1 protein-coding gene is annotated in these 25,411 nt (G+C 67.6%); it reads left to right on the top strand.

Features of this window, described 5'->3' with window-relative positions; all coding sequences use genetic code 11:
* A partial coding sequence (locus tag G4D87_RS07335) for an Ig-like domain-containing protein (protein WP_163780330.1) occupies positions 1–25,411 on the top strand: 25,411 nt, incomplete at its 3' end.

Here is a 25,411-nt window from a genome sequence, read left to right as displayed (position 1 = left end):
GTGAGTGCCGTCGACCTGGGCATGTCGGTCGAAGGGGACGTTCGCCAGCTCCGGGTCGCGGTGAAAGCCACGTCCGCATCGGCGGGGACTTTGGTGGATGTCCGCGACGTGGTGGTCAACCAAGACCTCGCAGGCGCAGTGCCATTCCATGTGCGGGTGCCCCTTCGCGGCGCGCTTCCCGCCGACGCCGTGGTGGAGATCAAAGCAGCTCCCGCGACGGGGGGAACGGGCACTCCTCTCGCGGCCCGGTATGACTTGACCCATGAGCCCCCGGTGCTGCCCACGGGCGCTGTGCGCGTCAATGCGAGCCAGGACCTGACGCATCTCGTGGTGACTGTGGGGGCACAAGGTCCTGTGTCCCATGCCGAGTTGACGCTCGTGGGGGCCTCGGTGGAGGCGCTGCGGCGGGTGCACGGAAGTCTCAGCGATGCGGAATCCGTGGCCTTCGCCAGCGTGCGCCGGTTGACGGCGCGACCGCGAGAGCAGGCCTCCAGTCAGGTCGACTTCATCGTTCCGCTGCTCGATGGGGTCCAGGTCCCCGCGGATGGTGTGGTGGTGGTCGACGTCGCGGTCCATGACCCGTATGGGCGCGTGGTGAACACGTCGGCCGTGGAGTTCACCAGCGGGCGCGCGTTCGATCCGCTCGTGGATCTCTCGCTGAGCCCTTCACCCCTGCTGCTCTCGGGGGGGTATGGCTCCTCGGCGCCCGTGCAGGTGACAGGACAGTTCGCGCTCGCGGGCGACGTCAACCTGAGTGGCTCATTGCAGGGGGTCCAATACGAATCGTCGGACACCTCCGTCTTCGTCGTCTCGGCGGAAGGCGTGGTCCAGGCGCGGAATGATGGAACGGCCGTGCTCACCGCGACCTTCGCGGGCGTGAGTGAGGAGGCCGAGGTCGTCGTTGATTCGGACGCGGACCTCGTCGGCGTGCAGGTGCTCCCGCTGCAACCCGTGGTGGAGCGTGTCGGAGGGACTCTCGCGCTGCGTCTGGAGGGCGTTCTGTCGGATGCGACCTTGCCCGGCGGCGAGCGGCGTGTGGACCTCACGTCAGGAGGCGCGGGCACCACCTGGTCGTCCGACGCTCCCGACGTGGCGGCCGTCGGAGGGGACGGAAGGGTGACCGGCCTGCGGCCCGGTGTTGCGCGCGTCCGCGCGGTCCATGACGCCTTCAACGCATACATCGATGTCACGGTGAGCGACGGCGTCCCCACGATTCGAGTAGCGGCTCCGTCCACGGTGACAGCGGGTACGTCCTTTGATTTCCACGCGACCGCGACGGACGACCTCGCGGTGTCATACGTTGAATTCCTCATCAACGGTGTACCCGCGGGCCGCGACATGGAAGCGCCCTATTCAACGCGGATCCAAGCGCCTCCTTACGGCGGCGCGACGCTCACGCTGTCCGCGGCGGTCGTCGATAGCGGCGGCCAGCGCACCGCGGCGACAGCAGTCAAGGTGCGGGTCGCGGGTGTTCCCGCGCCCAGCACCCAGCCGGTGGTCATCGAGTTGCCCGCCCCCGGAGCGCTGCTCGTCCAGGGACTGCCCCAGGTGCTCCGCGTCACGAGCGGCGCCTGGATGGGTGGGGGACTCTCGACCGAGGACTTCCAGGTCGTGCGGTACTACGTCGACGATGTCTTCGCGGGCTCTGTTGACCTGCCTCGCGTCGAGGTCCGAAATCATCCCACGACGGGAGAGGTCATCCTGGTGCCCCTCTGGGAGCTCAGCTTCACGCCTCGCCGTGACACCGCGGGGTCCAGCCTGGCGCTTCGGATGGAAGCCCTGGACCGGGGCGGCGCGCTGGTCCGGTCCGACACGCTGCTGGTCCGGGTGGTCGCGGATGCGCCGCCGTTGGTGACCGTGGAGCAGCCCCGGAGCGCCACCGCGGACGCGGTGGCTGGGACGCCTTTTCGGGTCAGCGGCAGCGTCAGTGACGATGCGCTGGCCTTTGGCACGCAGGTGTCGCTGCGCGTTGATGGCACCACCGTCGATGCCGTTCGAGTCGCGCGGGGAGGCCTGGGCGGCACCGCCGCCGGGAGCGAGCGCTTCAACCTGTCGTGGACGCCTGGCACCGCGGATGTGGGCCGGCTCCGTCGGCTCGAACTGACGGCGACAGACAGCGCGGGACAGCAGGTGTCGCGGCTGTTCAACGTCACGGCCAAGGCCAATGCTTCCCCGCAGGTCTCCATCTTGTCGCCAGCCGAGTCCGCCGTCCTGGTGGGTGGAAGCCGGGTCCGCCTGGCCGCGCTCGTAGCGGATGACACCTCCGACCCAGTCGAGGTCCGGTGGTCGGTGGGGAACGTGGCGGTCGGCATCTCCACCAATGCTCCCTACGAGGCTGCCTACACCCTGCCTTCGGTGACGACCTCGACCGGACTGACCGTTGCCGCTGAGGCGCGTGACGCTGCGGGAAACACGACCCGGACCCAGGTGAATATCTCCGCTGTCCCGGACACGCAGCCTCCAGCGGTGTCCTTTGTCGTCCCGAAGGACGAAGTTTCGGTCCCCAGGACGCAAGACCTCCTCCTCACGGTGGCGGGACTCGACGATGTCTCCGTCTCGAAGGTGGAGATCCTCCTGGACGGCGGAGTCATCTTCACGGACACCGCGCCCGGAACGAATGGAGGGGTACGAGGTTCTTTCGTCACCCACACCATCCTCACCGCGGCGCAGTTGCAGGCAGCGCCCACGCACGTCCTGAGCGCCAAGGCTTATGACGCCTCGAACAACGTGGGCGTGTCTCCCTCAATCACCATCCACACAAAGGCGGATGCGGCGCCTGAGGTGTCGTTCGCACAGTCGACCCCATCCGAGGCCACGGTGGGCTCCCTCATCCATGTCGAAGTGCTCGCCACGGACGACGTGGGCGTGAATTCGGTGGAGCTGTTCTTGGACGGCGAGTCGAAGGGGACGGACACCGTTGCGCCCTTCCGTTTCTCCTTCGAGGTCACGGGCGCTCCGCGCACGGTGACGTTGGAGGCCAGGGCGTCGGACCGGTTCGAAGTGGCGACGGCGTCACGCCCGCTCGTCGTCGTGCCGGACAGCCGCAAGCCGATGGTGACGTTCCGAAAGCCGCTGCCAGGAGCACCCATCTTCGCGGGGCGGACACTGTCCGTGGAGGTCGCCGCCGCTGACGATGTGAAGGTCGAGCACGTGGAGTTGTTCGCGCCCCACAGCCTTGGCGTGGTGACGCAGCGGGACAAGGATGGCCTGTACGAGGTGTTTCATTGGACCGTTCCTGCCGGTGCGAACCTGGCAGGGGAGAAGCTGAGCCTTCGTGCGGTGGCCACGGACTCCTCGGGCCACACGGCTGAACGGGAGCTCGAGGTCTCGGTCGTGGAGGACCAGCCCCCTGTGGTGACGGTGACCTCGCCCGCTGCGGGAACCTCCTACAAGGAAGGTGAGGACGTTCGCATCGCCGCGACCGTAGGTGATGACGACGGTATCGTGGCGATGGTGGGGCTCTCCGGGGGGCAACGTCAGGGCGACCTCCCCGAAACAGGCTCACAGCTGCCGCTCACTGCCCAGCAGTTCTTTACCGTCTGGGCCCCCATCGTCAGCAGCGGAGCGCCGCCAACCGTGGGGGTGGAGGCGAGGGACACCTCGGGACAGACGCAGAAGGCCGAGGTGCACCTCACGGTGCGGCCCGACACCGAATCACCAACAGCCGACCTGCTTGCGCCCGCGCCACCCGCCACAGGTGACCGGCTGACGGTTCGGCTGAATGGTGCGCTCGGGATGCGCGTTGCGGTCGAGGACGACGTCCGTGTGGCGCGAGTCGAGACCGAACTCGTCGCGCAAGACGGGACGCTGGTGCCGCTTCCCAGCGGCGCGGCCACGCTCACTGCCAAGGATGCGCGCTACGAGGAGACTCGCGTTCCCAATCCGATTGCGCCGGGAGAAATCCTGGTCAACCGGCGCTTCCTCGCGAGCTTCGAGGGCACGCTCAAGCTCCAGGGTGTCAGCCAGGGACTCTATACTCTCAGGGCGCGGGCCTTCGACCCGGCGGGCAACGCCACCCCTACGTCGGAGCTGGCGCTTGAAATCGTCGAGGCCCAGGACAGCGAAGCTCCCCGGGTGACGCTGAAGTTCCAGGGCACTCCATCGGACACGTCCTGTGTGGCTGGGGCTCAAATCAAGCTCTACGCCGACGTGACGGATGATGGCGCGGTCCAGTCCTTCTCCGCGCACGCGGATGGAATACCGCTGACCGTGGACGCCTTCGTGCCGTCGACGCGCGTCACGCGGACCTGGGACCTGACCCTGCCCGAGCTGGGTTCGTTTGGATCCCGGAGCTACACCGCCAAGGCGGAAGCAACGGACACGGCGGGCCGCACCACCCATGCGAGCGTGAGCTGCGAGCTGGTCACGGATGCCCCAGCGGTGGTGCGTTGGGTGCAACCCTCGAGCGGTGGTGGGCTCGTCGAGGAAGCGAAGCAGACCCTCCAGGTGGAGGTTGAAGAGGATACGGGTATCGACGCGGCCTGGCTGCTGGCCACCACTCGCGAGCCCGTGAGCGTTTCGGAGGACGGGCGCTTCTTGCTGCCCACACCCGGAGCCAGTGGGAACATGCACGGCGCCAAGGTCCGGTTGGAGTTCGGCCAGAACCAGGTCTTCGCGGTCGAGGCCGGACCCACCGCGCTGGAGGTCGAATCCCCCACGACGGGCGTCGTGAGCGGGGATCCCCAGCACCTCGTCCTCCGTGCCGATCCAACCGCGGCGGCGGGCCTCCGCGCCGTGGTTCGCTATGTGTTCACGGTGGCCCCCGGCATGGAGCAAAGCCCCTTCGTCCAGGACTTCCTGTCCAGGCACCCGGGCGGGCTGCGGCAGGTGGATTTGAGTGAGGCCTCCCATCAAGTCGACCTGACGTTCCCCGCGGAAGTGCGCGTCGAGGACGTCCAGGTGTCGTTCCTGCCGGAGACGGGGACGGAAGCCGCGTCCGCGATTTCGACTTTAGGGATTCGATACGAGGGCTCCTTCGCACAGGTCCGGGCCTACGCCTCCGGCGAGCGGCTGACGGTGCAGCCCTTCGCAATGACCGTCCAGCCCGGCAAGCGGACCCCCGCGCAGACCGACTTCCGACTACAGGCTGGCTGGCATCCGAGCCCCGTGCGCCTCAGCGTGGTGGCGCGTGATCGCGCTGGCGCGGTGACCGTGGCAGGGCAGGAGGTCACGGCCCTGACCGATACGAAGGGGCCACAGGTCCAGATCACCGCCCCGACAGCCAACACCTCGCTCGTGGCGGGAGTGCCCTTCACGGTCCAGGTGCGAGCCACGGATGAGGTGGACGTCCGCCGGATCGAACTGCTGGTGGATGGGGTCCGAAGAGGACTCCTCGAAGGCCGGGGCCTGCGCGATGCGAACTTCCCCATCAGCATTCCGGCGCCCACGGAGGGTGCGCCAATCCAGTTGATGGCTATTGCCGAGGATCTCGCCGGCAATGCTTCCGTGTCGCAGCCGCTCTATCTCGAAGTTCATCGAGACAGCAGCCCGGAGGTCTCGTTGTCCCAGCTGCGGTATGACCTGACCGACGGGCGACAGCAGGTCATCTCCGAGACGGAACTTCGAAGCGGGTATGTCCGGCTGCTTCAGGGTGTGCCCCATAGGATTCAGATCAGCGCCGAGGACGACGTCTCCTTGGCGAGCGTCGTCGTGACACACGCTGGGGGCACGCTCCTGTCGGAGTCGCTGTCCGTGGGGACGCGTACCTTCTCTGACTCTGTCACCTTCACGTCGCCTGTCATGGCCGACGGGGCGCCCTCGCTCTTCCAGGTGACCGCTACGGACTCCCTTGGCGCGCAGACGACCCACCGTGTGGTGATTGAGTGGAAGCGTCCGGAGTCGCCCTCGTTGGCCATTGCTACGCCTGCCCCCGGCGCAACGCTCACGGAAGGCAGCGTCTCCCTGGTGCTCTCCACCGTGGCCGCCGATGACACGGGCGTGGCCCGGGTCGAATATTTCGTCAATGGGCAGTCGGCGCTGACCGTCTCCCAAAGCGAGTCGAAGGCCATCAGCGCGGCGTCGCCGGATGGCTCGGAAGGAAGTCTGCCTCAGGCGTACGACCCGGCGCTCCGGGCTGCCATCACCTACCTGCCAATGTCCTTCCAGCAGGACCTGTCGAAGGTCAAGGAGTTCCGGGGCAACATCCGGCTTCCTCCTGGATTCGTGGCGTTGGATCCCAGCCGCCCGGACACTGAAATCACCGTGCGTGCCGTGGCCACGGACTTCGAAGGCCATGACACGCTACGGGAACACGTCGTCCGCGTGGTAGCGGATGTGGTGGCGCCCCAGGCCATCGTCCTCCGGCCTTCGTTGGGCGCGGATCTGGTTGAAGGGAGCGCGGTCGTCGTCGAGGCCGTTGGCATCGACAACGTCTTTGTCGAGGAGCTCGAGATCCTCGTCGGGCCTACGTTGAACCAGCTCCACGTCATTCGGAGCGCGGGCGGCTTCTCCACGGACTCCGCCGGTGAAATGGAGGGCTATTCGTATTCGAGCCCCGTGGTGCGCGCGGAGTTCACTGTTCCTCGGCTGAGTGAACTGGGTGCGGGAGATTCCGCGCCTTACCTCATCGCCGTCCGCGTACGTGACTCCGCGGGCAACTCCAATGAAGACGCCTTGGCGCTTCAGTTGGTGGACGTGGTTCGGGACCGCGAGCCCGCGGTGTCGCTGCTCTCTCCAGTGGATGGCAGTCCTGTCGTGGAGCACAGCGCGGTGACCGTCACGGTATCGGCGGAAGACGACGTCGCGGTGACGAGCGTCCAGTTGCGGGTCAACGGCGTGATGATGGGGCAGGTGCTTCGGGCTCCGCCCTTCGTGTTCCGGGTCGAAGTTCCCGAAGGCGGGGACGCCCTTGAGCTGCAAGCGGTGGCGCGGGACTCGTTCAATCACGAAGTCCGCAGCCAGGTGGTTCGGCTGCCTGTCGTGGACGACCGGGCTCCCACCGTTGCGATCGCCGAGCCACGGGAAGGTGTCACGCTGACGGAAGGCAGGGACTTTGCCTTCGTGGTGGCCGCCCAGGACGATGTGGGCATCGCCTCGGTCGAAGCCACGGTGGAGGGCGGGATCGGAGGCACGCTGCGCTTCGCCAGCACGACCGCGCCGCACCGCTTCCGCGTCCCCCTGCCTTATGGCTCGGTGGGGCGCACGCTGACGCTGAGGGCCACCGCCCGGGACACGACGGGCAAGGAGGCCCTGGCCCCGGCGGTGCAGGTCGCGGTCCAGGCCGACACGTCGCCGCCGGAGGTGTCCTTCCGGACGCCCGCCAACCAGTCGGAAATCACGGCTGGGCAGGTGCTTCGCGTCGAGGTGGACGCGGACGACAACGTCGGCGTCGTTCGCGTGGACTTCGCGCTCAACGGGGACTTCCACGCCACCATGCCCGCGCCGCCCTACGCCTTCTCGTATCGCGTGCCTCCAGACCAGGCGGGACAGGCCGTGGCCATCAACGCAACGGCCACGGATACGTCCGGCAACGTGTCGTCCGCCTCGGTGTCGGTGGGCGTGGTGCAAGACGAGCTTCCAGAGGTTGAGCTCAGGCCCCTTGCCCAGATGGTGGCCGGCCGTCCCTCCGCCCTGGTGGCGGAGGCGTCGGATGACGTCGCGGTCGCCAGCGTGAGCTTCTTCGTCACGCGTCCGGGGGAGGCCGAGGTCGAAGTGGGGCGGCGCAATCAGTTGCCCTTTGAGTTCATCTACACGCCCGAACGACTGGTTGGGAGTGAGCCCCTTCCGACCCTGGTGTTCCGCGCCCGCGCGGTCGACGTCGCGGGCCAGGAGCGGTGGAGCAACCCGGTTTCCGCTTCGGTCCAGAGAGATCAGCCGCCCACGGTGGCCATCACCCGGCCTTTCGCCGGGAGTGCGATTTTCGAAAGCACACCGGTGCGAGTGGAGGCAGATGCCACGGACCTCGAAGGGCCCGTGAAGGCCGTCCACTTCTTCGTGGACGGGAAGAGTGTCGGAACCGCCCTGGCGCCCGCCGGAATCGCCGGCAAGCCCACCGTCTTCACCACCACCTTCCATCCAGAACTGGGAAGTGGAAACCGGACGCTGGTGCTCACGGCGGTGGCGGTTGACTCCGCGGACCAGGAGGCCCAGTCCGCGCCCGTGCACCTGGGTACCGTACGCGACACGGTCGCTCCCGACGTCGAACTCGTGGATCCCCCGGGTCATGACGTCGTGACGGAGGGCACCACGATGGCGTTGACCGCCGGGGCCTCCGACAACGCGTCCATCGCCAAGGTGGAGTTCATCCTCGACGGGGGCGTCGTGGGGTCGACCACGGTCTCCTCGGGAGGACCCGCCAATCGCCCTCTGTATGGCGTGGAGTGGTCCGTCCCCTCGGGGCAGGCAGGGGACGTGCTGGAGTTCCGCGCCGCCGCGGAAGACCCGACGGGCAACCGCGGGGAATCGGCATCCGAAAAGGTGGAGATCGGCATGGCGCCGGCCTTCGAGTTCGACCCCTTCAATCAACTGGGGACGCAGTCGTTCCTACGGGCGGGGCCCGAGCGGCGTCTGCTGATTGGCTCCGTCCGGGAATCAAACCATCAGGTCGCCATCACCCAGGTGGACCAAGGCACGGCGACGAATCTGGGGCTCGCCTTCGTGGACGGTCCACCGCGTGCCGCCGCATTGGTGCAAGGGCTCGCCGTGGTGGCCACGGCCCGGCCCACTGCAGTGGGTGGAGCGGTGCCGCATCCGCCACAACTCACCCTGATTGACGTGTCGGGCGTACCGGCCGTGTTGCCCCTGCGCCTTGGCACCGTTGACCTGCCTGGTGAGAACATTCATGGCGTGGCCGTCGCGGGGCACCTCGCCTTCGTCGCCAATGGTGACGAAGGCGTCGCCGTGGTCGACATTGGCGTCCGGGCCGCGCCGATCCGGCTGAGCTCACTTCCCACGGAAGGGCCTGCCCTCGACGTCACGGTTCATGGAGACCTGCTCCTGGTGGCGGGGGGCCCGGCGGGTCTGCGGGTGCATGACCTCCGCTCGCCCGGGATGAAGGAAGTCGGATTCATCGCGTTGCCGGGTGAAGCCGTGCGAGTCGTGGCGCAAGGCACGCGTGCATACGTGGCCTGCCGTGACGCCGCCGCGACGCTGGCGGTCGTGGACCTGACGCGTCCCAGCGAACCGCTGGTTCGTTCACTCCTCTCGCACCGGTCGGAACGGGAGTCCCTCTTCGCGACGGGACTTTCGGACGTGGCAGTGAGTGGAAACCTGGCGGTGGTGGCCGCCTCCTTGGTGGATGTGAACGGCCAGCCGGCCAAGGGACTGTTGTCGGCATCGACGTTGCGCGCGGATGGCACCGTGGCACTCCGGCCCATGAAGGCCAATCTGCCGAAGGCAGGCGACGTTGCGGTCATCTCCGGCGTCCCCGTGGCCAGTTTCGGCCAGACGGGCGGAGCGGCCTTCCTCCCGAGGCGCCTCTCGGTGACTGGAATGCGCCCGGAGGACGGCGCGGCGCAGGTCGCCGTGAATGCCCCCGTGGCCATCGAGTTCTCCACGCCACCGTCTTCGGGGCACGTGACGGAGGAGTCCGTGATGCTCCGAGAAGGCGATGCCGTGCTGGGGCGCTTGATTCCCGCCGCGCTCGAAGCCGATGGACGGACCGTGACACTGACACCGACAGGCCCGCTGACTGTGTCCGCGCGGTACTTCGTCACGGTGACGACGGCTGTCAAGGATGTCAATGGAGTGGCATTGGCCGAGCCCTTCGTCGCGAGTTTCACGACGCGGGCAACCGCGGGGACTCCTCCCGCAATCTCCCAGGTGTCGCCATCCGCCGGGCCACTCGAGGGTGGCACACAAGTGACGGTTCACGGAGACCACTTCGCTCAGGGGGCCCGGGTGTACTTCGCTGGCGCCGAGGCCCGGGTGGTGGAAGTGTCCAAAGACCACAAGTGCATCACCGTCGTGACGCCCGCTCGGAGTGAAGGTCCGGCGCTCGTGACGGTGGTGAATCCGGATGGGGGAGAAGGGGTCCTCATCGGGGGCTTCGTGTACCTGCCCATGTTGCAGGTCTCATTCGTCGCGCCCGCCTCAGGTCCAGTCGCCGGTGGCACGCATGTGGAGGTTTCTGGCGCGGGCTTCCAGCGCGACGCGACCGTGACGTTCAACGGCATCCCCGCCACACAGGTCCGGGTGCTCGCGCCGGGCCGCCTGGAGGCGGTGACCCCCGAGGGCACCTTTGGGCCCGCCGACGTGGTGGTGACGAACCCTGACGGCCAGCGCGCGTACACCGCGGGGGCGTTCCTCTATAGCCGCCTGGCCGTTTCGCGCGTCATCGGGCGCTACAGTCCTCAGGTACACGGAGACACGCAGCCCGCCCATGTCTTGTCGCGGGGGGCGCCAGTGGCCGTGGCCCTTCAGGACAAGACAGCTTGGGTGTTGTCCGCGGCGCAGGTCTACACCGCGGCGAAGTCGCCCACGGAGTTGTTGACCCGGAGCATCCGTGGCGGGCTCGGTGCGGTCGACGTCTCGGCGCCAGCCGATGCTTCGGTGATGGGGGGCGTCTCCATCCAACCGCCGTATCAGCCCGTGGACCTGGCGGTGCGTGGGAAGCGTGCCTACGTGGTGGCCAACGGCAGTGAGCTGCCGCATGTAGACGTGGCGGGTGAGGGGGAAGGCGCCCTGATGGTGTTCGACTTGACGCACCCGAACGCTCCCACCTATCTGCCGCCCGTGTCGTTCCCTGGGACGGCGCACGCCGTCGCGCTCGTTGGAGACCTGGCGTTGGTGGCGGCGGGGGATGCCGGTGTTCAGGTGTTCTCGATCTCGAACCCGGATCGGCCGCTGCTGCTGGGCGCGAAGCAGAACTATCTGATGGCGGGCGTCTTCGGTCCGGTATCGGTGACGAAGGTCGCGGCGGCCGGCCGTCATGCCTTGTTGCACGCCACGCGAGGAAGCGTGTCGAGCACGCTGCTCGTGGACCTCGCGACGCCTGGCTTCTCGGCGGTAGGCGAGCTGTCCGGAGACTTTGGTGAGATGGCCATCCGGGGTCCCCAGGCCCTTGCTGCGTCGCGCTCACTGCGGACCGTATCGCTCGTGCCGTCCTCACGGCCCTATGTCCACGCCGTGGTGCCTCCGCTTATGCGGTCAGGCCTCTTCGTGGGTGGTGCAGCCCATCCGCACGTGGCCGCGGCCATCACCTCACCCATGGGGACGGTGGGCAGTCCCGCATCACTGCAGTTCGTGGACGCCTCCAACATGGCGGCGCCGCGCGGGATTGACGCTATTGACCTGTTCCCGGCGACGAACCTCTCGGACGTCGACATTGACGGGGACGTGGCCGTGGCATCCATTTCCGCCACCCATCGGAACCAGGCGAATGATGGCCTCGCCGTCGTCCAGTTGCCCTTCCCGGTCGTGGTGGCCAGCACACCCGCGAATGGCGAAGAGGATGTGCGTCCCACGGAGTCCGTGCGGCTGACGTTCAACGTCCCCGTCGCCCTGGGGGACTCAGGGGTCAATTCTGCTCGACTGTACGAACTCAACGGTTCGGCTGAGGGCGAGGATGTCACGGGGACGGTCGCCGTTTCCGGAACCGAGCTGGTGATTTCTCCCAGCGGCGAACTGGGGCTGACGAAGCGCTACCGCCTGGTGGTGCAGGGCATTCGCGAGGTCGTCGAAGGAGGGGCTGGCACCGGCGCGGTGATGCCGGGGGCCTATGTCCTGGAATTCACGACGGCTGGAGCGCGTGATGCCGTCAGGGTGAGTGTCTCCAGCCTTTCCGAACGGGAGGGGCCTGTCGAAGGGGGAACGGAGCTGACCATCGAGGGCAGCGGCTTCTCTGCGGGGATGCAGGTCGCCTTCAACGGTAAGCCTGCCACCCAAATCAATGTCTCCGTGGATGGGACGGAGGTGTCGATGCTGACGCCCGCCGGGACGGAAGGCGCCGCGACGATCGAGTTGACGAGCACCGCGGGCGTGTCCGTCATCCTGCCAGGGGCCTTCCTCTACACACGGGAGCTGGCGCTGACGAGTGTCGCGCCCGCGCGTGGCCCCATGTCGGGTGGCACACGTGTGCTTATCGAAGGCCATGGATTCTCTGTCACCGGGCCGGTCGTGGTTCGATTCAACGGTGTCGAGGGCCAGTTCGTGCGGGTCCTGGGCCTCAACCGGCTGGAGGTCTACACGCCGAACGGTGTTGCGGGGTCCGCGGATGTGACGGTTCAGAACCCGGATGGGACGACCCGAACCCTTCAGGACGCCTTCACCTATGATCAGCCCACGGGCGCGTCTGTGGCGCTCAACGGCACGCTGCGTGATGCCGTGGTGATTGGCTCCTATGCCTATGTGGTGGGGAGCAACGGCCTGCATGTCGTGGACATGTCGGGCGTGTATACGCGCGGCCCGAATGCGGGCGGAGGCGTCGCCATCCCGCCGGATCGCCAAGCCGAGCTGGTGGATGAGGACGGCATCGGTGGCGACGACCGCATTATCGGGACGTTGGGCGCGGGCGACCTCTGGGCGGTGTCCTATCCGGGGTTGGAGGGAGACCGGCTCTTCGCCAGCGGTGTCGATGAAGACGGCAGTGTTGCCGCGGGCGCCATCTACGAGTTCGACATTTCGAATCCGGCTGAGCCTGTGCTCGTCACCGAGAGGAGTATTGCAGGGGCGGGAGTCTATGACGTGGATGCCCGTGGCGATCGGCTGCTGGCTGCCGCGGCAAACGCGGGCTTCCACACCTTCGACATCTCCCACGCGCCGTTCCCCATTCGGGAGTACGTGTCCGAGCCTGGTGCCCAGGCCATCGCCCTGGAGGGCGGGCTGGCCGTGGCGGGTGTGGGCACCCGCACCACGGCGGGGACCGTGTCCGGTGGGAAGCTACGAACGCTGTCCGTCGAGGGCCCGCTGACGGTCCGCGGGGAGCTCGACCTGAACGTCCAACGCGTGCGGCTGCGCGGCACGCTCGCGGCCGTGGCGGCGGGTTCTGCGGGGCTGGTGCTGGTGGATGTGAGCAACCCGGACGCCCCCACCCAGGTGAGTTCGATTGACGTCCACGGCTTCGCCACCGACGTGCGCCTGGTGGGAGACCTGGCCTACGTGTCAGCGGGCACCGCGGGCGTGGCGATCGTGGACATCAGCACCCCCGGAGCGCCCCTCTTGTTGCGGCATGTGACGGGGGCGCACGCGGGAAGCACGCTTGCCGCGGCGGTGACGCCGGGCGGACGCGTGGTCAGCTTGCGCCAGCGCGCCGCGGGTGGTGGGTGGTCCCTGGACTTTGGTCAAGGCACCGAGCTTTCCGTGGTCAGCGCCAGCGTCTCGCCCGGTGATGTGGTGCCACTGAATCTCAGCTCGATCACGGTGACGCTTTCCACCTCGGTGGACTCGACGACCGTTGATTCGGCGCTTCAGCTCACTGCCGGTGGCGTCGTCGTGGATGGGGATAAGGAAGCGGGAACGACCGAGGACGCGCGCAGTACCATCGTGTTCCGATTGAAGGAGCCCCTGCCCGCCGATGTTCCCTTGCGGTTGACGCTCAGCGAGACGCTCGAGAGCACCGCGGGGCATCCGCTTGTCGCGCCGTTCTTCGTGGACTTCTGGAGTGCATCCGCGGAAGGCGCGGCGCCTCGGATTTCGCAGTTGGTTCCTCGAGTCGGGCCGGTGTCGGGCGGTGGCATCAGCGAGCTGCTCGGCTTTGACTTCAATGAATCGGCCGAGGTGTACATCGGTGGTGTCCGCGCAGCTGTCCTCGCAAGCTCGTCATCACGAATCACCGTGAATGTTCCCGCGGGGGCTCCGGGCCTGGCGGACGTGGTGGTGCGCAACGTGGCCACGGGGCTGAGCGCGCGCCGTGAGGGCGGCTACCTGTACACGCTGCCCCTGTATGTCGAGAGCGCGACCCCTCGGTTCTTGAACCCGCGCGGCGGCAGCACCGTGGACATCGAGGGAGAAGGGTTCCTCCCTGATTGGGCACATCCGCTGGGCTCTACCCAGGTGCGGGTGCGGGGGATCCTTGCGACCCAGGTGCAGGTGCTCTCGTTGACCCGGATGCGCGCCGTGGCGGGACCGGGGTCGTTTGGTGACGCACCCGTCGTAGTCGTCGCGCCAGACGGAGTTGACCGCAGCGCGGCGCCAGAGCGCGTGGGCTACGGCCTGCCGTTCCTCGGCGAGGAGAAGGCGCTGTCGGTTCGGCCGGGCGCGCTGACCCGCAGTCCGCTGTCTCCGTACTTCATCTATTCTTCGGGAGGCTCCGCGATCAGCGGAAACAAGTTCGAACAGTCCTACCTGGGGACGCTCACGGGTGGGGGCACCGTGCCCCAGTCCTACCGCATGGCGGCGTTCGACGTGCAGCTCGCCACGAGGCCACGGGCAGCAGGGGCCCAGGTGGTGAACTCGAACCGCGAGGACGACGCGCAGATTGACCGGTTGGTCGCCGTGCTCCAGGGCCGGTTGCCGCGGGGCACGCCCTTGCCAGATGTCGAGCTGATGCCGGACTCGCTCGACGTGGCGATATCTGGCGACACGCTCTACGTCGCCAACGGGCGAAGCGGACTGGCCGTCCTCGATGGCCGCGGCACGACGCAACAGCAGCCGGACGGCACGCTCGAAAGCCTCAAGCTCCTGGGCCGAGCCAAGCTGGGCACCGCCAATGAGCTCATGGCCTCGCGTGTGGTGCCTACGCCCGTGGGCGCCTGGGTGCTCGCCAATGGTCTGCAGGGAGACCCAGACGTTCCGCCTCCCAGCTTCTGTCTGCCTGTTCAGCCACAGATTGGGGCGAAGGGCAGTGTGCTGCTGGTGGACGCGCGTCATCCCGAAGACCCGCTGTTGGTCTCCCAGGTGGGAGGGGGAGAGGACTTCCAGCCCTACGGCGCCACCGTGAAGAACGGGCGGCTGTACGTGGTCACGGGCGACCACCAAGGCGTCTTGTACGTGAAGTGCGACGCATCCCAGTCGATGCCTCCGCTGCCGGACCACTCGCTCGATTATGGTCAGCGCACGGCCTACAAGGACCGCGAGGCCCTGCCGAAGAACAACCGGCTCCACATCTACAGCTCCGCGGGCGCTGATGCGCAGGTCGTCGGGTCGATTGCCATCGAAGGCAATCTCACGGACGTCGTCGTGCATGACGGCGTTGCCATTGTCGCCTCGGCCGAGTTCGGCCTCACGTTCGTGGACGTGAGCAACCCCGCGTCACCCCAGTACGTCACCCAGATTAAGTTCGACTCGACGCTCTCCAACACCCCGGGCCAGCCGCAGCGTTTGCGGCTCGTGGGTGACGTGCTGTTCGTGGCCGCCAATGAGGGCGGTGTCGTGCTGGTGGATGTGTCGGATCCACGTGATCCGAACCTGTTGAGTGGCGGCAACACCGAGCCCGCGTTCGACTCCCTGGCGGTGGGAGATCGCCTGCTGCTCGCGGGAAGACAGCAACTGACAGAGTTGGAAACGCCGTTCATGCTGGTGACGGGCTACAGCCCTGCGCGGGGTGAGCGCGTGCCACCCAGCCTGCCTCAGCTCGTGGTCCAGATGAACCGGCCGATCGCCGCGTCCACCGTCACGAGCGGCACGGTTCGCTTGAGGGGACCTGATGGCGCGCTGGTGCCCCTGACGTTGAGCGTGCGCGACATTCCGGGACAGCTCGACTTCGCCATCGTGGCGTCACTCGAGGCGCCTCTGCTTCCCGAGAGCACGTACCACCTGGAAGTGGATACGGCGGTCACGGATCAGCGCGCGGGCGGGTTGTTGATCCCGCTGAGAACGACGTTCGTCACTGGCAAGGCGACCGCCCGCCAACCGGTTATCGACACGGTGTCACCTTCGACGGTCTCCACGGCAGGGGGACAGGAGGTGACCCTGAGCGGCAGTGGGCTCCTGGGCGTGAGCACCGTGAAGCTCTCCGCCAACCAGGTGGCGTCCATTACGTCTCGCACTGACAGCGAGCTGCGGTTCACGCTCCCGCCGCTGACCGCGGGCCCCGTGGATCTCTGGGTGGTGGATGAAGGGCTCCCTGAGGCGTATTTCCCCGCGGCGCTGTTGGCGCTCGAACCGCTGCCCGGCCAGGTCACCCTCAGCCCAAACCATGGTCCGGTGGAGGGACACACGCGGGTTCGCGTCTCGATGTCCGCCCGCGCGGTGGCTCCGGGGACCACGGTTCGTGTGGGCAACAAGGCTGCGGTCGACGTGGACATCCTCGACCTGTCTTCGCTGGAGTTCACCACTCCGGAGGCGACCGGCGCGGGAATCGAGACCGTTGAGCTCGTCCCGCCTTGCGACGATGCACCGCAGACGCCGTGTCCTGGCGTTCAGGTCGGGACGTTCTCCTATGACTTGCCGATCGGCGTGGGAATGGACCTGCCCGGGTTCCCGCCGCGCGTTGCATCGGCGCTGGAGCTGGTGGGGAACACGCTCTACGTCGGTGTCTCCACACCAGGCCAGTCGGGCCTCGAGATTTTCGATGTCCGTCTGGAAGAGCGTCCGCTTCGGCTGGGGGGCCTGACCACCCATTCTCCCGTGCGAGACCTGGACGTGGATGGAGCCTTGGCGCTGCTGGCCAATGACGTGGCGGGTCTCGCGGTGGTGGACGTGACGCGCTCGGATGCGCCGGTGCTCATGCGCCAGGTCGCGACGGCGCAGGGCGGCGCGGGTTCAGGGTGGGCAACGGCGGTGCGAATCGAAGGCACCGATGCGTTCGTCGCAACCGTGGACCCCTCGGTGGCCGCCGGCTACGTCCAGGTATTCGATGCCAGCTCGCCTGCGATGCTGGTTTCCAGAACGGTGGCGCTTGATGCGGATGCCCTGGCGCTGGAGCTGGGACCGGAGCGCCTGTTCGCGCTGACGTCGAACGTGGTGGGCCCACAAGGCGATGGTCTCTCCCTGTCCATCTACGACCGTGAGGGCGTGCGCCTGGGGCGCATCCTGGTGGACGCCTCGGTGACCTCCTACGAGGCGCTCGTCCGCAGCCGCGTCGTGGTTCGAGGCGCTCGTGCCTATGTGACGGTGGGACGTCGCCTGTATGTGTACGACCTCTCCAACCCAGCAATGCCTGCGCTGATTCAGGACACCGACCTGGGTTCGGCATCGACGGGCCTCGGCTGGGCGGCCGGCACGCTCTTCGTGGCGACCGGGGGGGAGCGCACGGTGCAATCCATTCCCCCGAACGAGCTGCTTCCCGTCGGGATGACGCCCGCACCAGGGGGGCACGCGATGCCGGACACACACGTGAAGGTGGACTTCACGCTTCCGGTGCTTCGGTCGTCGCTCACGCCGGCGACGGCGACGGTGTCACGCGTCCGCGCTGGTGACGTGAGCACCGTCGAAGGGACCTGGCACGTCGAGTACGCCGTGAGGGGCTCGTCGGTCATCTTCACGCCGAACGAGCCGTTCGCGCCGAATGACGAAGTCACGGTGTCTCTGAATGGACTGGTGTCCTTCAACCTGCTCCCCCAGGCGGTGGCGTTCTCCGGCACGTTCCATGTCGTGGACACGGATGCCATGCAGCCCGTCATCTCGACCCTGGTCCCTGCCTCTGGCCGTGCCGACCAGTCTACGCAGGCGTTGCTCGCAGGCAGCGGCTTCAGGGAGGACACCACGGTTCGCGTCGGTGGGCAGGTCGCAGCCGCCACGTTGGGTGAGGATGGCCTGTCCATGACGCTCCAAATTCCTCCTGCCATCGAGGTCAACGGCCTCCCAGTAGCCGGTCCCGCGACCGTGGAAGTCATCGACCCGAGTGGCCTGTTCGCCCGGAGGATGGGCGGCTTCGTGTATCGCGAGCCGTTGACGCTGCTCAGCCTCACGCCGGGACGGGCTCCGCAGCAGGGCGGAACGAGGGTTCGGCTCCAAGGACGAGGCTTTGCGCCGGGAATGCAGGTGTCCTTTGGTGGGACGAATTCATTCGACGTGCGTGTGCTGAGCGCGGAGAGCGCGGAGGCTGTCGCTCCGCCTCATCCCGGCGGAATGGTCGACGTGTCCGTACAGGCAGGCACCGATGTTTCGTCGCTGCCTGCTTCATTCCTCTACGGCTCAGGGGCCGTGGCGCGTCTGTCGACCGCGCCCGTGCGGGACGTGATCATCGACTCCGGGGTCGCCTATGCGGCGCTGGGTGCGGTCGTTGATGTCCATGACGTGGCGGGTGGAGCGCCGCTTCAGGCGAATCGGAAGACGCCGAAGGGCGGCCTGCTGCTCGCCAATCTCAGTGACCCGACGCACGTCACCGTCATCAGCGAACTCGACTTCCCCGGGGAAGGGGGCAGCCATCGAGTCCTGAAGCGAGGCGATACCGTCTACGTCGCGGCAGGGTCGGGCGGCGTGCGCATCGTGGATGTCTCGACCCCGGCGGAGATCGAGGAGGCATACCCGCAGCTCCAAGTCAGTGGTGCCGCGGCGGATATCGCCATCGGCGGCACATTACTCTTCGTGGGCGATACGGCGGGTGTGCAGGTCTTCGACCTGGCCGACGGGACTCGCCGGCCGCTCCATCTCGGAACGCGTGCGATTCCAGGCGGCGTGAGCGCGCTGGCGCTCCATGGGCCACACCTGCTCGTCTCCAGCGCGTCTCCTGGTGCCCCCGTGCTGTACGTGCTGGATGCCAGGACGGGCAACCTGACGTCCCATGGATCGGCCCACCTGTCCGCCCCCGCGGTGCACATCACCGCGGAGGGGACTCGGGCGTTCCTTTCGCTCGGGAAGGCAAAGCAGGTCGCAATCTATGATTTGACGGACGTGAACAACCCCGCGCCCGCAGGGACCCTGTTGGTGGACGGGCCGGTGGGGGATTGGGCGTCCGCCGAGCAGACACGCGTCGCGGGCGGCGTGGCCTACGTTGCCGCGGGCGGTGGGAAGGTGTTGCGGTACTCCGTCCTGGAGGGCGTCGCGCCCGTCCAACTGGGCCGAGCGACGGTGTTTGGTGACGCACGCACGCTGGCCTTCATGGGCCGCTACCTGCTCGTGGGGACGCTGTTCCTCGACAAGAACGGTACGCCCGTGGAGCTCCCCGTGAGCGATGCCGCGGACGCCAACCTTCCGCTCGCGGGCGCCCTGGCGTCGGTGGAGCTGGACACGCTCGACATTCGCGGAACCGTGCCAGGCGACGGAGAGGTGGTGCCTCCGGGCGCGGTCGTCCAGGTCTTGCTGACCGCGCTCCCGGACGAAGCAAGCGCCGGTGAGGTGACGCTGGTCCACCGTACTGACGAAGAAGCCGTTCCCGTGGCGCGGCGGGTTCGCGTGGATGCGCAGGGCGGGCAGGTGGAGCTGACACCCTATGTGCCATTGGCCCTGGACACGGCCTACGAGCTGCGGATTGGCGCGGACCTCAGGGACCTTCGGGGCGCGACGTTGGGAGTGCCTGGGCGCGTTCGCTTCCGGACCAGCCGCGATGCGTCACAGGAGCGGCCGGAGATTGCGTCCGTGTCGCCTGCCTATGGCCTTGCCGCGGGTGGAAATGAGGTGGAGGTGCTCGGGAGCGGATTCCTGAGCGGCTGCCTCGTGACGATGGGCGGCGTGCCCGCGCCAGTGAAGGAGGTGTCCTCGGATGGCCGGAGGATTCGCGTGACGGTGCCGGCAGGGCAGCCGGGGGCGGCCGCGGTCGAGGTCACCAACCCTGGCGGTTTGTCGCACCTGCTGCTGGGGGCCTACCGGTATCTGGAGTCCCCGGCCCTGGCCGATGTGCAGCCGCGACATGCGCCGTTTGGCAGTCGCGCCGTGGTGAAGGTGACGGGGGCGGGGCTCTTCCCTGGCTCACAGGTGCACTTCGACACGGTGCCCGCACGTTCGGTGGTGATGGATGATGCTGGCGCACTGCTCGTCGAGGTTCCCGACAACGTGACGGGACGCGTGGCCCTGACGGTGCTGACGCCAGGCGTTCCGCCCCAGCAGGCAACCTTGGATGGTGGCTTCACCTTCACCCTCGTGGAGCGCGCGCGTCTCGACAACATGGGCGCCGTGATTGCCAGGCACGGACATCGCGTGTTTGCCGCGCGGGATGACGTGCTGACGGTGGTGGACTTCAGCGTGGCCGGGAGTCCGAGCGTGGTGGGGCAGGTCGAGGGCGTCAGCGACCCCGTGGACATGGCCCTCCATGGGACGGAGCTCTTCCTGGCCGGAAGGACCGAGGTGGTCCGCTACCGTGTCTCCGAAGCCGTGTGCAGCCCTGCGCCGCACGCGCCGTGCAGTCCGGTGGAGCTGGAGCGCGTGCAACTGGCGCCGTCGACCCCGTTTGCCTTGAAGGCCGTGGCGGCGGGTGGCGCTGGCGCTTACGTGGCGGTGGCGGGTGGCAATGAGCTGGCGCTGCTCGCACCGGTTGATGGAGCCTACGTGGTGGTGGCCCGCACGTTCCTGGGAACGGGCTCGGTCATCGACCTGGATGTGGTGGATGAGGCGCTCCTGGTCCTCATCGAAGATGGCGTGAGCGGCTCTCGGCTGGAGATTCGCAGCACCGAGGGCAGCACGCTTCCACTCCTGAACGCCATTCCCGACCTGGGAACGCCCATGGGCGCGTTGACGAGGGAAGGCCGCAGGGTGGCGGCCTCCGCGGGTGGAGCGCTGCACCTGTTCGACGTCACGGATCCGTCGGAGCCACGCGTATTGGCCTATGCGTTGGATCCGTCGGGCGGGTCCTCGAAGTCGCTGATGCTGAGCGGGCCGTGGCTGCTGGCTGTCAACGGAAACCGCGTCTCGTGGCTGGACACGACGCAGTCGCTGACCGAACGCAGCTTCGCGCTCACGGGGAGCAGTATCGCTGGCGCCACTATCGTCAATGGTGTGGCGGTGGTCAGCGTCAGCAACTCCCTGCGCGCGCTGGAGTTGCCGTATCCGACCGTTGCTTCACTGTCGCCGCTGCCCGGCGAAGCCATTGCGATCAATGGCAGCGTGACCGTCTCCCTGGCCACGGACTCACCCGCCGCGATTGCCGCGGGTTCATCACTTCAACTCTGGGATGGCGCCTTGCAGGTTCCCGGAGCTGCGGATCCTGCTGCGACGTCGCTCGCGTTCATTCCTTCAACGGCGCTGGATCCCTCGCGCATTTATGAGGCGAGACTGGAGCTGGCGCCAGTGCCGTCTGTCCATGGCGGCCACCTGCTGGCACCTTGGAGCTACGGCCTCCGGGCGGGAGGGGCGCCGGTTTCGCTCCGTGTCGATACGATGCTTCCGGCCAGCGGCCCCGTGGCAGGTGGCGTTCCCGTGGTGTTGTCGGGCATCGGGTTCAATGCCTCGACCGTCGTGATGATTGGCGGGGAGGATGCGCCTCGGATTGGTGATGCCCAGGAAGCTGCCCTGACCGTGACGCTTCCTCCGGCCGGTGCCGCGGGCCCAGCGGTGGTTCGCGTGATTCGCGCGGACGGTGCGGAAGCCACTGCCGCGTCGCCGTTCTTGTACGTCGCGCCCATGAGCTTCGTGGAGGTGACTCCGCGTGCAGTGGACGTCGCGGGTGGTTGGGTTCGCATCGTGGGGTCGGGCTTCCATCGAGGCATCGAGGTCCGATTCGATGGCGTCCGCGCGGAGACCCGGGGCTTCACTTCAGCAGGCGTGGAGGCGTTCGTTCCGGCGGGAGACATCCGTCATCTGTCGCTCACGCTGACGCAGCCTGGGGCTGCTCCCGTGAACGTCACGAACGCGGTTTATCGAGGTGACGTCCGGGCACCGGTGGTGGAGCACGTCGAGCCACTTGACACCATTGGCCTTCTGAACGTGCCGTTGGCGGCAATATTTGACGTGCGCTTCGACGAACCCCTGTCGACGGAGAGCGCGAATCAACTTCGCCTGCTTCGCCATTCCTCGGAGGTCCCGGTACCGGGCGCGTCCGAGTTGCTGCCGGACGGGCGGACACTTCGTTTCACGCCCTCCGAAGCGCTCACGTCCACGACGTTCTATGCCCTCACTGCATTGGGAGTGATGGACGTCGCCGGCAATGTCGCAAGCACTCTCCGGAAGAACTTCCGCACGGTTGACACCGTGAAGCCGACGCTCGAACTCCAACGGGCGGGGGGCACCGTGGTGTTGACGGATGATGCGTTCGCGGCGGGCGTTACCTGGTCGTTCCAGGTCGCGGCGTCAGATGACAGCAATCAGGCGGTCACGACGACGCTGAGCGTGAACGGTGCGCCGCTCACCGGCGGCTCGGGAGGTACCTATTCGTACAGCTGGCCGCTGAGTGCCGTGGGCACGACGCAGCTTTTGACGGCGACCGCAACGGATCCGAGCGGAAATACCAGTCTGCCATGGGAGGTGCAGATTCAGGTTGTCGAGGATTCCCCGCCGTCCGTCACGATCCAGCAACCTGTTGCCGATGCGACTCGTGAGGAAGGTGCCACGGAGACCGTGGTCGTCTCCGCGGTCGACAACTCCGTGGTGACCGCGGTCGAGCTCCACCTGGATGGGGTCCCCTGGGCGAAGCTCAGCGGCTTGACCGCGATGACAGCGACCTTGACGCGTGAGGTTCCCCTGGGCCGGGTCCAGGGGAGCGCGGCCAGTCAGCAACGGGTCCTGACCGCGTATGCCACGGACAACAAAGGCCAGGTCACCGCGTCGAATCCGCGGACGCTGACAGTGACGCGGGACGCGGCACCTCCGACCGTTCTCGTGCGGACGCCCATGGAGGGAGGGCGCGTGGTGTCCGGAGCGACGCTGGCGCTCGAGGCGATTGCCTCGGATACGAATGGTGTCGCTGAGGTCGAATTCTTCGTCAATGAGACCTCGGTGGGCGTCGCCCGGAGCGCGCCCTGGCGCGTGACTTGGCAAGCGCCCGTCGTCACGACGGCACAACCGCACGTGGTTCGGGTCGTCGCGCGTGACACGCGGGAGAATGCAGGTGAAGCCACCGCGTCGTTCTCCGTGGAGCCTTCGTCGGTCCGGCCTTACGTTGCGCTGACGTCGCCCGATGCTGGCACGCAGTTGCAGGAAGGCAGGCCCTTCGGTGTGGCGGTGAACGCCGTTGCAGCGGGCGCCGTGGCCGCTGTTCGCATCACCGCGGGTGCTGAGGAGCACGTGTTGACCCAGGCGCCATGGCACACCGAGTTCATTGCACCGGTGCTGGATGGAGGCACCGCGCCGCTGGAGCTTACGGCCCAGGTCACCGACAAATCGGGCGAGTCCAGCCTGGTTGCTCGCCTCGCTGTGACGGTCCTGGATGACGGTCAAACGAGCGCGGATGTGGCACTGGCCCAGGAACCGGAGGGTCCGTTGCTTCTGGGCGGGTCGACGGTCGCGCTGACTGCAGCATTGGACGCAGGGACGCGTCCTGAGCTGTCCGTCCATGTCGGGGAGGCCGCTCTTCCCGTGCAACTCGCAACGGGCGGGCTGTCCGGAACCTCGCGTTTGCCAGAGGGGCCAGAAGGCGCTGCGGTCGCGACGCGCGCGGTTGTCACCGCTCCCGGCGGGGCTTCCGGTGTCGCAGTGCGCCAAGGTACGCTGGCCGTGCTGACCAGTGGCCAGCCAGTCGTCGTTGAGGATGCGGCGAACTTCATGGAGCCCGTGGCACTGGTCTCCCGTGGCGACTCCGTGCTGGTTGTCCGCTCGGACAGCGGAGGAGGGGGAGAACTGGAGCTGCGGTCGCGTCAATCCGGTGCGAGAGTGGCGGCTCGAAGCCTCGCTGGGACGCCAGTAGGTGCCATCTTTGCGGGTAATGAGGTGGTGGTCGCCGTTCAAAACAAGGGAGCGGGCTCGCTGGAGCGGTTCACGCTTCCGGACCTTGAGCCCAGCCCGCTGGCGTCCACACCGCTCGTGCGCGCACCGTCTGCACTGGACGGCGTGCGTGACTGGCTTGCCGTCGCGAACGACCAGGGCGTCGAACTGCGGCAGGTCGACGGAACGTGGATGGGCCGCCTGCTTCTGGGGCCGGTCACCTCGATTGCTATCGCGGGCTCGCACCTGTTCGCCAGCACGGCGACAGAGGTGGTTGCCGTGGACGTCACCGCGGTGAATGCGCCGCGCGAGCTGGCTAGAGCCAGCTTCGGTGGCACGTCTTTCAATGCGACCGCGGCGCTGGCGGATGGCGGCGTTTGTGTGGCCGGCAGCCTGGTTCGTTGCTTCGCGGTGGTCGAGTCGGAGACGCCGCAGTTGCTGACTCGCGGCGAAGTGCCGCTGGGCGGACAGGCGCTGAACGCGGCGCCATTTGGCGAACTGCTGGTCGTGGGGACCGCGTCGGGCGCTCGCATCATCGACGTACGTGGAACGCCCATGGGCGCCGGCGTGTATCCGGATGCGAAGGGCCCTGCCGCCTTGATCCCGGGAGCCCTGGTGAGCGGCACGTCCCGTGGGATCGCCCGTCAGGCCGTGATTCGTGGCCCGGCATCACCGCAGGTCGCCTTGCAGTTGCCCACCTCCGCGGCCCAGGGGGCTCGCGTCTCCCTTGATGCGACGGTGTCGGACGACGTGCTACCTCTCAATGGCTTCACGGCCGAGGTGTCCATCAACGGTGTTACCGCGGATACGCGTGACACCCAGCTCCCGGCGTGGATCGACCTGCCTGCTACGGGTGACTCGGCGGCGGTGGCGCTGGTCGTTCGCGATCTGGCGGGTCGGCAGGTCCGCGTTGAACGGACGATAACGCTCACGGAGTCTCCGTCAGCGGAAGGGCCCACACTTGCGGACGTGAGAATGCCCTCAGAGGTGGTCGAGGGGGCGTTCTTCCCGGTAGCGGCGGTCCCTGTCCATCCAGCCCAGGTGTCACAGGTGGAAGTCTCGCTGGCCGGCAGCGCTCCGGTTGTCCTGTCGGCGCCCCGGCTCGCGGGTGAGCTGCAGGCCCCCGACGTCCCAGCTGGCAGCCCTACGTCGATTCAGGTGACATCTGTCGCCCTGGATGCCCAGGGCACACGCGGCCCCCCGCTGACGCGGACAGTGTTGGTGCGGGACGGGGAGGGCGGACAAGCCCCGGTGGTGAGTGTGCTGCGACGGGCCCTGAGTGACTCGGGCGCAATCTACGAGGGCGCCTTCGTCACAGTCGAGGCTGCCGTCGCAACCGGCGACGTGGGCGACAGCATTCGTCTGATGGTGGAGGGACAAGAGGCCGCGCACGTTTCCGGCTCACACATCCTGGTCCCCGTCCGGATTCCTTTTGGAGGAGGCTCGCGGACAGTCGCGGTGACCGCCATGGCTCGGGACGCCGCAGGACGAGAATCCGAACCGGCGACGCTGTCGCTCACGGTTCTTGGCGACGTCAATCCACCAATCCTCAGCGTCATCAAGACCGATCCGACAGATGAGACCATTGCCGCGGGCAGTGAGTTGGTCGCGACCGTCGAGGCGACCGACGATGTCGCATTGGAGCGGGTCTCGCTTGAACTGTCGATCGCCGACGTCGTCCAGGCCCGTGGTGGCCTGGCGCTTCGTTACGAAATCCCCGCGCACACGCTGCCTGGTACCGAGCTGAAGTTGAAGGCGAGGGCCGAGGACAGGGCGGGGCAGGTGGCGGTCACTACCTTGAGCCGGTTTGTTTCCGCGGCAGCACTCCCTGTCCAGGTCGCGACGGTGCCGCTCGAGGGGGCAT

This window comes from Myxococcus vastator (assembly GCF_010894475.1).
In the GTDB taxonomy this organism is placed as follows: domain Bacteria; phylum Myxococcota; class Myxococcia; order Myxococcales; family Myxococcaceae; genus Myxococcus; species Myxococcus vastator.
The sequence above is the reverse complement of the archived record's forward strand: the minus strand, read 5'-3'. Positions and strand labels throughout refer to the sequence as shown.